Source organism: uncultured Chitinibacter sp. (genome assembly GCF_945957625.1).
Classification (GTDB): Bacteria; Pseudomonadota; Gammaproteobacteria; order Burkholderiales; family Chitinibacteraceae; genus Chitinibacter; species Chitinibacter tainanensis.
In genome coordinates this window covers 1-13,571 of sequence record NZ_CAMFLP010000023.1, presented here as the reverse complement: position 1 = coordinate 13,571, position 13,571 = coordinate 1, and the positions used below count along the sequence as shown (strand labels likewise).

The 13,571-nt window shown below is 51.6% G+C and carries 12 protein-coding genes; 8 read left to right on the top strand and 4 right to left on the bottom strand.

All coding sequences use genetic code 11. The features are described 5' to 3' along the window. Positions 1-284: 284 nt before the first annotated feature. The 7 genes from QV747_RS16450 (at position 285) to QV747_RS16420 (ending at position 8,860) form a co-directional block, all read left to right on the top strand. Positions 285-641 (top strand): hypothetical protein, encoded by a 357-nt coding sequence (locus QV747_RS16450; RefSeq protein WP_273428686.1) that lies wholly within the window; start codon positions 285-287, stop codon positions 639-641. A 179-nt stretch (positions 642-820) separates the two neighbouring features. Beyond that, on the top strand, positions 821-2,017 hold the full coding sequence (locus QV747_RS16445; protein ID WP_273428684.1) for a TolC family protein: 1,197 nt from the start codon (positions 821-823) through the stop codon (positions 2,015-2,017). Then, positions 2,014-2,574, top strand: a complete 561-nt coding sequence (locus tag QV747_RS16440; protein ID WP_273428681.1) for a hypothetical protein — start codon at positions 2,014-2,016, stop codon at positions 2,572-2,574. Before QV747_RS16445 ends, QV747_RS16440 begins: the two co-directional genes overlap by 4 nt. Continuing rightward, entirely contained in the window at positions 2,574-3,674 is a 1,101-nt protein-coding gene (locus tag QV747_RS16435; RefSeq protein WP_273428679.1) for an efflux RND transporter periplasmic adaptor subunit, read from the top strand. The genes QV747_RS16440 and QV747_RS16435 overlap by 1 nt, the downstream gene beginning before the upstream one ends. Before the next feature lie 10 nt (positions 3,675-3,684). After that, positions 3,685-6,786 carry an efflux RND transporter permease subunit gene (locus QV747_RS16430; RefSeq protein ID WP_273428677.1) on the top strand — a complete coding sequence of 1,034 codons (3,102 nt, stop codon included), beginning with the start codon at positions 3,685-3,687 and terminating at the stop codon, positions 6,784-6,786. 35 nt (positions 6,787-6,821) lie between these two features. Then, positions 6,822-7,193 carry a hypothetical protein gene (locus QV747_RS16425; RefSeq protein WP_273428674.1) on the top strand — a complete coding sequence of 124 codons (372 nt, stop codon included), beginning with the start codon at positions 6,822-6,824 and terminating at the stop codon, positions 7,191-7,193. 173 nt (positions 7,194-7,366) lie between these two features. Continuing rightward, complete coding sequence (locus QV747_RS16420) at positions 7,367-8,860, top strand: multicopper oxidase family protein (RefSeq protein ID WP_273428671.1); 1,494 nt, start codon at positions 7,367-7,369, stop codon at positions 8,858-8,860. Between the two features lie 105 nt (positions 8,861-8,965). Here QV747_RS16420 and QV747_RS16415 read toward each other — a convergent pair whose 3' ends face one another. Genes QV747_RS16415 through QV747_RS16400 form a run of 4 tightly spaced genes read right to left on the bottom strand, consistent with a single transcriptional unit; the run spans position 8,966 to position 12,864 of the window. Beyond that, positions 8,966-9,436 carry a hypothetical protein gene (locus tag QV747_RS16415; RefSeq protein WP_273428669.1) on the bottom strand — a complete coding sequence of 157 codons (471 nt, stop codon included), beginning with the start codon at positions 9,434-9,436 and terminating at the stop codon, positions 8,966-8,968. A gap of 11 nt (positions 9,437-9,447) precedes the next feature. After that, on the bottom strand, positions 9,448-10,326 hold the full coding sequence (gene lspA, locus QV747_RS16410; RefSeq protein WP_273428668.1) for a signal peptidase II: 879 nt from the start codon (positions 10,324-10,326) through the stop codon (positions 9,448-9,450). 14 nt (positions 10,327-10,340) lie between these two features. Further along, positions 10,341-10,619 (bottom strand): zf-TFIIB domain-containing protein, encoded by a 279-nt coding sequence (locus QV747_RS16405; protein WP_273428666.1) that lies wholly within the window; start codon positions 10,617-10,619, stop codon positions 10,341-10,343. Between the two features lie 10 nt (positions 10,620-10,629). Next, positions 10,630-12,864 carry a heavy metal translocating P-type ATPase gene (locus QV747_RS16400; protein ID WP_273428663.1) on the bottom strand — a complete coding sequence of 745 codons (2,235 nt, stop codon included), beginning with the start codon at positions 12,862-12,864 and terminating at the stop codon, positions 10,630-10,632. A gap of 79 nt (positions 12,865-12,943) precedes the next feature. Here QV747_RS16400 and cadR point away from each other — a divergent pair, with 79 nt between their 5' ends. Next, positions 12,944-13,378: a Cd(II)/Pb(II)-responsive transcriptional regulator gene (cadR, locus tag QV747_RS16395; RefSeq protein ID WP_273428661.1), complete on the top strand. Its 435-nt coding sequence runs from the start codon at positions 12,944-12,946 to the stop codon at positions 13,376-13,378. Positions 13,379-13,571 lie beyond the last annotated feature (193 nt).

Below are 13,571 nucleotides of genomic sequence, written 5' to 3'. Positions count from 1 at the left end.
ATAGCTGTAATTGCGCTTTTGTTGATAATGATCCCATTTGTTTTTACACAGCCTCCGGCGGGTACAGACACCCAAGGGATGACTCAGGCAAGTCCGCTATTGGCAATGTATGCCCACTGCCAGTTACAATGCGTTACAAAGTTTGCACAAGACCCCCTACAAGCTTAGCCCACATATCCACTCCCCATTTCGACATCCATGAGCAATAAACCACACCTATCTACTGTTGATTTTGTTGAGTAGATTCGTCTACACTAGCTCTCACTTGGCTTTTTGACTTCTCCGTGCAAATTATCCGCGTTTTTCTTTTGATACTAATTTCATTCGCGCTGTCACTGAGTGTGGCTGCTGCGAAGGAATTTCCGTCGGAGGAAGATACTCACTCGAATTATCACAATGAAATGATGGTGAACGCTGATCATCACGGTTCTGACGATAACTCTAAAACTAAAGTTCACCATGCAGCGGATGCTAAAAAAAGCCAAGGTAGCCACTGCAATACGTGTACTTCAGCTGTGCCTTTAGCTGCAGACATCACAATGATAGCGCCGCTGCGCTCTGTGCAAAATGCAGCTACCCTGCATGCGCTACTGAGTTTGAATACACCCCCTCCGTTACGACCCCCTTTCTTTCGCGCCTAATTCTGGCGCGACCTTAATTCCTTCTTTGCTGTAAGCAATAGCAACTGAGCTAGCCTTTGGGTTGGCCGTAGATTCATTGACGCACTTCGCGTTTTTTTAATCTTGTCCGCTATTTTTTGCAGTCAATCCGGGTTGCGCTGGAACGTCTTGACACGTTTTCCACTCAACAAGGATTCATCATGTCTGCTGTTAAGACATTGCACGCTTGCGCACTGGCCTGCCTGTTTCTGCTAGCCACTTCACAAGCCACACAAGCCGCAACGCTGCGCGAAGCGCTCGATCAAGCTTGGTCGGCACAAATCCCCGCGCAAAATGCGCAAAAAGAGCGCTATAGCGCCGACATTCAAGCCAGTCAGGCCTGGACACCCGAGCCGCCAAGTATTGGTTTTTCTCATACGACCGATCAACTCAACGACAACACTGGCCGCCGCGAATGGGAGGTGGAGCTATCTACGCCCGTTTGGACTTATGGTCAGCGTGAACGCGCCACCAACGTGGCACTCGCCGAACAAGCTGCGTTTACTGCCGACTCGACGCTCGCTCGCCTGAGCTTGGCTGGATCGCTTCGCGAAGCTTGGTGGGCAGCTCGGCTGGCTCAATTGGATTTTGATCTGGCCAAGCGAAAATTGGCGGCGGAGCAAGAAATCGCCATCGATGTCAGCCGCCGGGTTAAAGCCGGTGATTTGGCAACCACAGATGATAGGCAAAGCAAAATTGCCGTGTTGCAAGCCAAGAAAGAAGTCGGAATTGCCCAGCTTGCGTTCGAGCGCGCGCAGCAAAGTTTTACTTTGCTCAGTCGCGGCGCAGCTTTACCGGAACAATCAGAAGCTTTGCAGGAACGTTCTGGCGAGCATCCACTGCTAGCCAGCCTTGGCTTCAACGCCAATAGCGCACAGGCCAAGTTACAACAGGCGGCAGGGGATACGCGCAATGCGCCAGAAGTCGCCCTGACTTACACCTCGGAAAAAGACGCCTCCGACGAGCCCTATCGCGGTCGTGTGAAAGTGGGCATCAAAATCCCATTTGGTTCCGAAGCCAGAAATCAGCCACGCATCACAGCCGCTAATGCTGCGCTGATTCAAGCACAAACTCAGCTAGACCTTGAAAAGCAGCAAATTACCAATGCATTGAAGGTTGCTCAAGCAGAGCTGGCACAGAGCCGTACCGAACAAGACATTGCCGCCGAACAATTGCAATTGGCCAATGAGCGTGCGCAATGGATAGAAAAAGGCTTCCGATTGGGGCAATTCGATCTGACAACGCAGCTTAAAAGCTTGCAAGAGCGTTTTGCTGCCGAATCCGAGCATGCCCGTTCGCGCCTTGCAGTAGACCGCGCCATTTCCAGAGTTAATCAAGCCGCAGGAATCTTGCCATGATGCCCAAAAAGGTATTGTTATCGCTCATTTTGGGCGGGATGTTTTTCATCAACACCAGCCCGGCCTTTGCCCATGGCGATGAAGACCATAGCGGCGGTGCGAAGCCTGTCGCAGTCAGCAGTGGTGGATTGCCCACTGCCGAAGCTAAATCGGATGACTTTGAGCTTTTGGTGCAATTGAAAGGCAACACTTTGCAAGTGTATCTGGATCGCTATAGCGACAATGCGCCGGTTGAAAAGGCGCAAATTGAGGTTGAAAGCGGCACAATCAAAGCACAGCTCAAAGCGACCGTTCCCGGTGAGTATGCCGTTGAAGTACCTGCTTTATCTGGCGTTGGTGAACATGCCCTCGTATTTACCGTCATTGCTGGTGAGCAATCGGACTTGCTTGAAACCACGCTCAAAGTCGCAAAACCTGTACTGGCTGAAGAGCATGCTCCTACACCGAGAACGATTGGATGGTGGCTGGCTGGTGGTTTGGCGGGCATCGCTGCACTGGCGTTCATCGTCATTCGCCAGCGTCGTTCAAGCGATCAATCTTCAGGAGCAAAGGCATAATGTCGCGTAAAAAAACTCTCAAAATCAATCTCATTGGCCTAGCTCTTTTGGCATCAACAAGCGGCTCGCTATGGGCGCATGGCGATGAAGATCATGGTGCTGCACCTGTTGCTGCAACAACGAACAGTGACAAGCCACAGCGCCTGCCCGATGGTCGCGTACTGTTGCCCAAAACGGCGCAACATCGCCTGGAAATTCGCACACTGCTAGCGAGTGAAGGCTCAGCTGCACGCGCAGTCGAGCTTAATGGCCATGTCGTGATGGACCCCAATCGCGGTGGTCGAGTGCAGGCCAGTAGTGGCGGTCGCATTAGCGCCCCGCAGGGGGGCTTGCCTTTGCTGGGCAGCAAAGTAAGTCAGGGGCAAATTCTGGCATGGGTGAAGCCCGCTGCCAGTTCATACGAATTGGCGCAACAGCAGGCTGAGTTGGCTGAAACACGCAGCAAACTGAAATTAGCAGAGCAAACTGCTGCGCGCCTGAACGAACTCTCCAATAGTGTGCCACGTAAAGAGATTCAAGCTGCTCAGGCTGAATTGGATGGGCTACGCGCTCGCCTTGCTGCGCTCGCCAAAGCCAGTGATGGTGAAGCTTTGCGCGCACCAGTGTCGGGCGTATTAGCGGCCAGCAATGCGATCAATGGGCAGGTCGTTGATTCCAGCGCAGTGTTATTCGAAATTGTTGAGCCCAAAAGCATGCTGATTGAAGCGCTGGCCTACGATCCGGCCTTAGTCGGCAATATCGCTAGCGCCTCATTTCAAGGGGTATCGCTGCGCTATTTAGGTGGTGCGAGCGCGCTGCGGGATGGCGCATTACCACTGTTGTTTGCACCTAGTGAAGCTACGCCGCTCGCGTTGGGACAAACCGTCAAATTGGTCGTGCAGACACGCGAACAAACCAAGGGCATCCGTATACCCGCCAGCAGCCTCGTCAAAAACTCGGCGAATGAATCAGTGGTTTGGCTACACGACAGTGCGCTCGTTTTTCGCGTAGTGCCTGTTACACCGATTCCGGTCGATGGCAAAACGGTACTGGTCACACAGCTCAAACCGGGCAGCCGCGTCGTGACGCAGGGTGCCACTTTGATTAATCAAATCCGCTAAGGGGAAAGTCATGTTTAGCTGGATTGTGAATCAAAGCCTGAAAAACAGGTTGTTCATCGTCGCCATCGCGGCCATTTTGTTGATCTATGGCGGTTTAACTGCCAGCAAAATGCCAGTCGATGTCTTTCCTGATTTGAACAAACCCACCGTCACCATCATGACCGAGGCTGGGGGGATGGCACCGGAGGAAGTGGAGCAACTCGTCAGTTTCCCACTGGAAACGGCGCTCAACGGCATGCCGGGTGTAACGCGAGTTCGCTCGGTTTCTGGGGTTGGTTTATCGATTGTGTATGCCGAGTTTGAATGGGGCTCGGATATTTATCGTAATCGGCAATTGATCGCCGAGCGGCTGGCAGAGGTGAAAGAGGCTCTACCCGAAGGCGTAAAGCCTGCCATGGGGCCGATTTCGTCAGTAATGGGCGAGATCATGTTGATTGCATTTCCTGCCGATCCCGACAAAGCCAGTCCAATGGCGGTGCGGGAGTACGTTGATTTTGTTCTGCGCCCACGCTTGTTATCGATCCCTGGTGTCGCGCAAGTGATTCCAATTGGCGGTGAAGTCCGGCAATTCAGGGTTGAGCCAAACACCGCCATGATGGCGCAGCTGGGTGTCGGGTATGAAGATGTAGAGCTTGCACTTAAAGGGTTTTCTAGCAATACCAGTGGCGGGTATCTGGAGCAAAATGCGCGCGAATATTTGATCCGTAATATGGGGCGCACGACCAAGCTGGAAGATATGCAAAATCTGGCGGTCAAGGTGATCAATGGCCAGCCAATTCTGCTCAAGCAAGTCGCCGAGGTGAAGTTTGCCGCCGCGTTTAAACGCGGCGATGCCGGTTTCGCCGGTAAGCCTGCGGTGATTGTCAGCGTGCAAAAGCAGCCGAATGCCGATTCGATTCGCCTCAGTGGTGAAATCGAAGATGCACTCGCGAGCTTAAGTAAGTCCTTGCCACCGGGCATCAGCAAGCCAGAAATCTCGTTCCGCCAGGCCGATTTTATTGAAGCCTCAATTCACAACGTGCAAGAAGCTTTGCGTGATGGCGCGATCATGGTCGCGATTATTCTGTTCCTGTTCCTGATGAATGGCCGCACGACGCTGATTTCATTGACGGCTATCCCGCTCTCGCTAGCGATTACCTTTCTGGTTTTCAAGGCGATGGGCTTGTCGATCAATGTGATGACGCTCGGCGGTTTGGCGATTGCGATTGGTGAGTTGGTCGATGATGCGCTGGTCGATGTCGAAAACGTCCTACGACGACTGAAAGAAAACAAGCCCAAAGGCGTAACGCACATCATCAAAGTGATTGCGGCCGCGTGCAATGAAGTCCGCTCCGGTGTAGTCGTTGCGACGATGGTCGTGGTGCTGGCCTTTGTACCTTTGTTTGCCTTACCAGGGATTGAAGGGCGCTTGTTTGCACCACTGGGCGTGGCCTATATCACGTCGATTTTGGCCAGTTTATTGGTGGCGCTGACGGTGACGCCGGTGATGTGCTACTTCCTATTGCCCAAAATGAAGCAAATCGAGCACGGCGATTCAAAGTTGGTGCTCTTTCTAAAACGGTGGGATAAGCGTGCTTTAGTCGCCTCGTTTGCACACGCCAAACTGGCACTTGGTTTGGCTGTTTTGCTACTCGTGGCTGCGCTGGCAACGGTGCCGTACTTTCCAAAAGCGTTTTTACCTGCGTTTAACGAAGGCACGTTGACGATTAGCTTGTTACTCAATCCGGGTACCTCGCTCACAGAAGCCAATCGAGTCGGGAGTTTGGCCGAAATCTTGATTGCTGAAGTGCCTGAAGTGAAAAGCGTCGGGCGGCGTACCGGACGCGCCGAACTGGATGAGCACGCAGAGGGAGTGCATTCGAGCGAAATTGATGTCGACCTGAAGAAGTCCGAGCGTTCGCGCGAAGACATCATGGCCGATATTCGTACGCGCCTTGCGCCATTACCTGCCACAACGACGGTTGGTCAGCCGATTTCACATCGACTTGACCATTTGCTATCAGGCGTTCGGGCGCAAATCGCACTGAAGGTTTACGGTGATGATCTGGATGCGCTGCGCGGTGAAGCGGCCAATCTGAAAGAGAAATTGGCTGCGATACCGGGGCTGACTGACCTGCAGATTGAGAAGCAGGTGTTGATTCCGCAAATCAAAGTGCGGATCGATTACGACCGTGCCGCGCAGCTTGGCGTGTCGCCGGGTACTTTGCTGAAAACACTGGAAACGCTCACCGAAGGCGACACTGTCGCGCAAATTGTTGATAACAATAAGCGCTTTAATCTGGTGATTCGTCTGCCCGACGCTGCGCGTGACCCGCAAGGCTTGGGCAATATCCTGATCGACACACCGCACGGCAAAGTACCGCTATCGCAAGTGGCAAGTATCGAAGAGAGTGATGGCCCGAATCAAATTGGTCGAGAAAACAGCCGACGCCGGATTGTGATTTCAGCCAATACCAATGGCTCGGACATGGCGGCGATCATTAAGCAGATTCGGGGTGTGCTCGCTCAAAACAAATTGCCGGATGGTTATTTTGTTAGTCTGGAAGGGCAGTTTCAGGCGCAAGAAGCTGCTAGTCAGTTGATTGCGGGACTATCGATTGTGTCGCTCTCGCTGATTTTTATGGTGCTTTACAGCCGCTATAAATCAGCCGTTCTGGCGGCGATGATCATGGGCAATATTCCGATGGCACTGATTGGCAGCGTGCTCGCGATGTGGCTGGCAGGAATCTCGCTCTCGGTCGCGTCTTTGGTTGGCTTTATTACGCTAACCGGCATTGCCACGCGCAACGGCATTCTGAAAGTCAGCCATTACATCAATCTATGCAAGTTCGAAGGTGAACACTTCAGTCAGGCCATGATTATCCGTGGTTCGCTTGAGCGCCTGACGCCGGTCTTGATGACCGCGCTGACAGCGGCTCTTGCCTTGGTGCCGCTGTTGTTTGCTGCTGATGCATCGGGCAAAGAAATTTTGCATCCGGTCGCCGTGGTGATTTTTGGCGGGCTGATCAGCTCGACCATTCTCGACACATTACTGACCCCGCTGATGTTCTGGCTGTTCGGTCAAAAACCATTACAACGCTTACTGGCTGAAAACAACCAGACCGCGTTTTAACCCCAGCCTTCGGGCATTTTACTCAAGGAAATATCATGAAAAAAACGTTAATTGCATTCGGTTTTGTACTTGCTTCCAATTTGGCTTTCGCTGATGGCGATATGAAGCCGATGCACAATGGTGTCATGGCCGAAGCAACATCAGGTAATCGTGCAGAGCTCAGCCTCGATAGCAATATGCTGATGATTTATTTATCTGACCACGCAGGCAAAGCGGTCGCAGCGAAAGGTGTTGCGGCTGAATTGACACTCCTGAACGGCAGTGAGAAGCAGACGGTGAAATTGATGCCTATGGGTGATGGCTTTATGGCTACCGGTCAATACAAAGCAGTTGCAGGGACGAAAGCCCTATTAAAAGTCACTTTACCTGGTAAAGCGGCGGAACAATTCCGATTTGCTTTGAAGTAAAGACTGAGGGTATTGCTATCTATGTATTGAAAATAAATGACTTCATAGCAATACCCTTGTATTGATTCCAAAGGACTGCTCTGAGCTAAGTAAGTCAGATCACGAGTTTGTTTGCAAACGTGATGCGGTAACAGGATTATGATTTAACGATGTTGCCGCTCTAGGAGAGCGTTATGGATAGACGACAATTCTTAACCGTGTCAGCCGGTATGGGCGCGATGGGCTGGTTGGGCGCGAACCCAGTCTGGGCGGTGATGGATCACGCTAAGCACGATGGCGGGGCTATGCCGCAAGCCTTGAAAACAGTTGCTGATATGCCCTTGCTACCCGAAAAAGCGCTGACAGCAGGGCAGTCGCATGTACCACTTGCCCCCTTGCGCAATACCGCTACTGCGCTCCAGCGTTTTGAAGCAACATTAACTGCCGCAGAGCACGAGGTCGAATTGACCACGGGCAAGAAAACACCAATGTGGCTGTATAACGGTCAAGTACCTGGGCCGTTGATTGAAGCTTTTGAGGGCGATGAAATTGAGATTCGCTTTATTAATCAGCTTGCGCAAGCCTCGACGATACATTGGCATGGTTTGCCGGTACCACCCGAGCAAGACGGCAATCCGCACGATGCCGTACCCGCAGGCGGTGAGCGCGTTTACCGTTTCAAGCTCCCTGAAAACAGTGCTGGAACGTATTGGTATCATCCGCACCCGCATGGCGACACGCCTGAGCAAGTGTATCGCGGCCTTGCGGGACTATTTATTGTTCGTAGCAAGAGCGATCCGCTGGCCGCATTTGTCGAGCAGTATTTAGTCATTTCTGATTTGAAGCTTGACGCTGAAGGCCTGATTCCCGATAACACTGCGAATGACTGGATGAATGGTCGCGAAGGCCAATTTGTTCTGGTGAATGGCCAGCGTGAACCGGTGATTACGATTGCAGGGCGGCAACGCTTGCGAATCTGGAATGCCTGCAGCGCGCGTTATTTGCGCCTAGCGATACCGGGGCAAAAAATGACGCTGGTGGCGACTGATGGGGGTTTGCTGGAAAAACCGACTCTCAAAGACGAAATCTTGCTCGTGCCTGGGCAACGAATTGAAGTCATAGTTGGCGATGGTAAAGCAGCCACATTGCCCCTTAAGGCACTGGCTTATGATCGAGAGAAAATGGGTAATATCGCACCAGAGGTGGATCGAATTGTGGCGCAGCTCAATTTCACCCACGGCCCGACACCCGCAATTCCTGCTCAATTAAGAAAAATCGCAGACTTTGGCCGCGCTACCGCGCTCAAGAAAGTCGAATTTAGCGAAACGATGAGCATGGACAATGGCGTGCATAGCATGGCTTTTCTGGTAAACGGCAAAAGCTTTGATATGAACCGCGTTGATTTAACCAGCAAGGTGGGTGAAGTTGAAGTGTGGGAAATTTTTAATAACTCGCACATGGATCATCCGTTCCATATCCATGGCACACAATTTATCGTTTTGGATTCAAAACTGGACGGTAAGCGCCGCAATGCGCCGTATCGCGCGCTGCACGACACTATCAATCTGTGCCCTTACGAAACAGTGCGCATCAAAACCGTGCAGCACGATAAAGGCTTACGGATGTTCCACTGCCATATTCTGGAGCATGAAGGGCAGGGGATGATGGCGCAGCTACTTATAAAGTAATAAATTTAACTCTAGTTAACGCTAGTCCAATGTATGTGCCATTTGAAAAAGGCCACTACTTAATCGGGCAGTGGCCTTGTTAGCATTCTGCCGATCTACTAATGTTCAGGATTCTAAAATTTTGTTTAGCATCGAAAGTTCAGAGGTTACATCGCCTGAGAGTGATTGCTGGTAGCGTCGAATTGGATTTGAAAGTTTCAAGCTGGAACCAAATTCAGCGAGTTCAATAAGCCGAGCGTGATTTTGTAACATCGATTTTTGGTAGGCGAGGCCATTATTGTTGAGGTTGGCCGGTGACTTTTGGCTGGGTACAGGGGTTTTGCTCAGTTGATGTAATCGTTGCAAATCTTGTTGGCGTTTACTTATTTCCTGCTTGGCCAAGCGCTTCAAGCTTGGATTGCTGCCCTGATAAGCGCTGGACGCGATGATCGCGTGCTGTAGCGTAACCGAGAGCGCGTCAATGAGGATTGCCTCGCTTTGTAGTTTAACTGGACGGTTTAGCATTTCATCGCTTGCTAATACGAAATGGCTACTGAATAAGCCGAGTAATATGAACAGGGTATGATAAATCTTCATGCTTTGACTCTTCATTTCAATTGATTTTTGATGGCTGAAATCGCCATCAGCAAAGCGCCGATCACAACGAAAATATCGGCCAGATTGAACGCAGGCCAATGCCACGTCCGCCAGTAAAAATCTAAGTAATCGACCACCGCGCCGATTCTAATTCGGTCAATCACATTCCCTAGCGCACCACCAACAATAAAAATGTAAGCGACAGTTTCCAAGCGGCTTTTCAGCCCGCGCCACAGTAAGCAGAGCAAATAAGTGCAGACGAGGCCTGCCACAATGGTGAAAAAGTGCCGTTGCCAACCGCCAGCGTCGGCGAGAAATGAAAATGCTGCACCCGGATTTAAAACATGCACCCAGTTAAACCACGGCGTAATAGCCATGCTGCCGTTCAATGGTAATAGCGTCGCGGTACTGATTTTGATCGCCTGATCAAAGAGGGTCAGCATGCTGGCCAGAAAAACCCAAACCAGAAATAACGGTTTAGAGCTGTATGCATTGGCTGAAGGAGTAACTAATTCAGTGCAAATGGCCGAGTTCGTACTGCTTGTATTCATATCGAGTATCTGTTGTAGTTCTTGAGGAATGGGCATCGGGATAAAGGCATTCACATTGGCGCGCCCGGTATTGCCTTGCGGTAAACGCCCGATCATATGGCCCAGTGGCGTAAGGATAATGCGCCAGATTTGCCCAGCAGCTTCAGCCCAATTATGCTGCGCGCTGGCTACGCGCAGCATCCAGCAATGCACAGTCCAATGTCTCAACAGCTGTTGCTGACCAAGAATATGTGCCTTTTCTAAATGGCAAAATGCACCAGAAAAATTGCCGACCTTCAGTTCGGCCTTGGCAACTGTCATGCTTTGATTGAAATACTGAACGAGTTGTGATGTGGACATCAATCGAGTACCGCTTAATCAAATAGCTCTTTCCAAATTGATTTGGGTTGGTGTTTCTTGCCATGTCCATAGTCTCGATTTGATTCGTGCGGGTAACGCGGTGCGGTTTGCTGATGATTCACAGTCATCGGTGTAGGCGCAGCCGCTGCAGTTCCGTTCTGCGAGCGCTCAATAATTTTGTCCAGCTCACCTCGATCAAGCCAAACACCGCGACACTGAGGGCAGTAATCAATTTCGATTCCTTGACGCTCACTCATAACCAAACGTTCCGTTTTACAAGCGGGACAATCCATTTTCACTCTCCTATTTACGCAATAAACGCAAACCATTGGCAACGACCAATAGGCTAGCACCCACATCAGCAAACACGGCCATCCACATCGTGCCGTTGCCTGTCAAAGTCAGCACTAAAAAGACAATTTTAATCCCCAAAGCCAGCGCAATGTTTTGCAGCAAGATCGCGTGGGTGCGCTGCGAAAGCCGAATAAAGCGCGGTAATTTGCGCAAATCATCGTCCATTAGCGCCACATCGGCCGTTTCAATCGCGGTGCCAGTGCCCGCAGCCCCCATCGCAAAACCAATATCGGCGCGCGCCAGCGCTGGCGCGTCGTTAATGCCATCGCCGACCATGCCGACTTTGCCTGCGCTGCTGAGTTTGCTTTCGATGACTTGTAATTTATCCTCTGGCAGCAAATCACCACGCGCTTCGTCGATGCCAACTTGATCGGCAATCGCGCGCGCCGTGTGGGCATTGTCGCCAGTCAGCATAATGGTTTTAACGCCCAGCTCATGCAGCTCGGCAATCGCTTGGCGGCTACTGTCTTTGACTGTATCAGCAACGGCAAATAGCGCGATGACGCCCACTTCATTGGCGAGCAAAATTACTGTTTTGCCTTGCTGCTCCAGCGCAAAGAGCTGTGTTTCGAGTTCCGGTGAGCACCAGCCTAATTCATGCACCAAACGGTGATTACCCAAATGATATTGCTGGCCGTTAATAACGCCCTTGGTGCCGCGCCCAGCTAACGCTTCAAAATCGTTCACATTGTAAATGGCGACGTCTTTTGCTGCTGCCGCTACGGCGCGTGAAACCGGATGATCTGAACGACTGGCAAGGCTGACAGCAAGGCTTTGCACCTCAGCTGCGTCGCGCGTGCCGATTACGATGAAATCGGTTTGCACTGGTTTGCCGTGCGTAATCGTGCCGGTTTTATCCAGCGCCAGCCACGCTAACTTGCGCCCTTCTTCTAAATACACCCCGCCTTTGACCAAAATCCCTTGCCGTGCCGCTTTAGCCAGTCCGCTGACGATTGTTACTGGCGTTGAAATCACCAATGCACACGGGCAAGCAATCACCAGCAGTACCAGCGCTTTATAAATCCACGCCAGCCATACACCTCCGAAAAATAGCGGTGGTACTACGGCAATCGCGAGCGCAATCGCAAACACAATCGGCGTGTATACGCGGGCAAATTGATCGACAAAACGCTGCGTCGGCGCGCGCGCGCCTTGCGCGGCTTCAATTGCATGAATAATCCGCGCCAAAGTGCTGTCACCCGCTGCGGCAGTCACCGTGTATTCGAACGAGCCCGATTCATTAATCGTGCCGGCAAACACCGCATCACCAATGGTTTTTTCGACTGGCAAGCTCTCGCCGGTAATCGGTGCTTGGTTAATACTTGATTGCCCACTAACAATCACACCATCGAGCGCGATGCGTTCGCCCGGTTTAATCCGCACGCGCGCTTGCTTTGCCACCGATTTAGCAGCGACTTCGCGCCAGCTACCATCAGCCTGCTGCACTGTCGCTACTTCAGGCGTGAGTTGCATCAGGCCAGAAATTGCATTGCGTGCACGGTCGAGCGATTTGGCTTCGATCAACTCGGCAATCGTAAACAGCACCATCACCATCGCCGCTTCCGGCCATTGGCCGATCAGCAAGGCACCGGTGACGGCGATGCTCATCAAGGCATTGATATTTAAATTGCCATTGCGAATCGCGACCCAGCCTTTTTTATACGTTGTGATGCCGCAAGCCAACACAGCAATAATCGCCAGCGTGGCAATACTCCACTGGGGTAAGTCGCTCCAATGCGCTATTTCCGAGGCGATGGCGGCAATACCTGCCAAGGCCAAAGGCCACCATGGTTTGGCGGACTCGGCTGCTGGCGCGGCGTCGCTAGCGAGCTCTGGCGTAAAACCGAGCGAGCGAATCGCCGCCAACACCGCGTCCAGCTGATCTGGCTCGTGCGTTACCGTTAACACGCGCTGCATTAAATTGAACTGCATCCCGCTAACACCCGCCATGCTGCCCAGCTTTTTACGCAGCAAGCCTTCTTCGGTCGGGCAATCCATTTGCATAATGCGAATCGGCGTTTGCACGCCATCTTGGCTGCTTTGTGCGGCAGCGAGTTGTTCCAAATCCACGTCGGTATTTTTGCCTTCGTGCGAATGTGCATGGCCTCCACAGCACGATGACGCATGAAGCTTTACATTGCCCTCATGTGGCGTTGAGCTTTGAACGCGCTGGTACTTGGACATGATCTCTTCCTCAAGCTATGATGCTGTACATTACAAACCCTGAAGCAGCTACAGGGTCAAGGCCTATTTGGAGGTTGGCATGAAAATCGGTGAGTTAGCCCATATCGCACAATGCTCGGTCGAAACCATTCGTTTTTACGAGAAAGAAGCTTTATTAGCTACGCCAGCGCGAACCGCAGGGAATTTCCGCAGCTATAACGCCGAACATGTTGAGCGTTTGCGCTTCATTCGCAACTGCCGTGCACTCGATATGAGCCACGAAGAAATTCACACTTTATTGCGTTTAACCGATCAGCCCGCTGATGGTTGTAGTGCAATCAATTCGGTATTTGACCAGCACATTGAGCATGTTGAAGTACGCATTAAAGAATTGGAGCATCTCAAACAGCAATTGGCTGATTTGCGCCGACAATGCCAAACTGAGCAAACGGTAGATTCTTGCGGTATTTTGCAAGGCTTGGCCGATATGAATATCGAAGCCAAACCAGACAAAAAGCACACGCATTTAGGCTAGAGCTCGTATGCCAGCAGAACTCTCACTCCTTAAGGGTTACGGTTTGCCAAAAAGCTCATCTCTTTTTCCCAGCAAAAGTAGCGTTGGTGGTACTCCGCTAGATCCTTCTTTTCCGCGGTTTGCACTATGAACTGCCTGAGTACGGAAAGCTGTTTTTCTGCAATAAGCCTCGCATCAGGATGCCTCGTTGCGG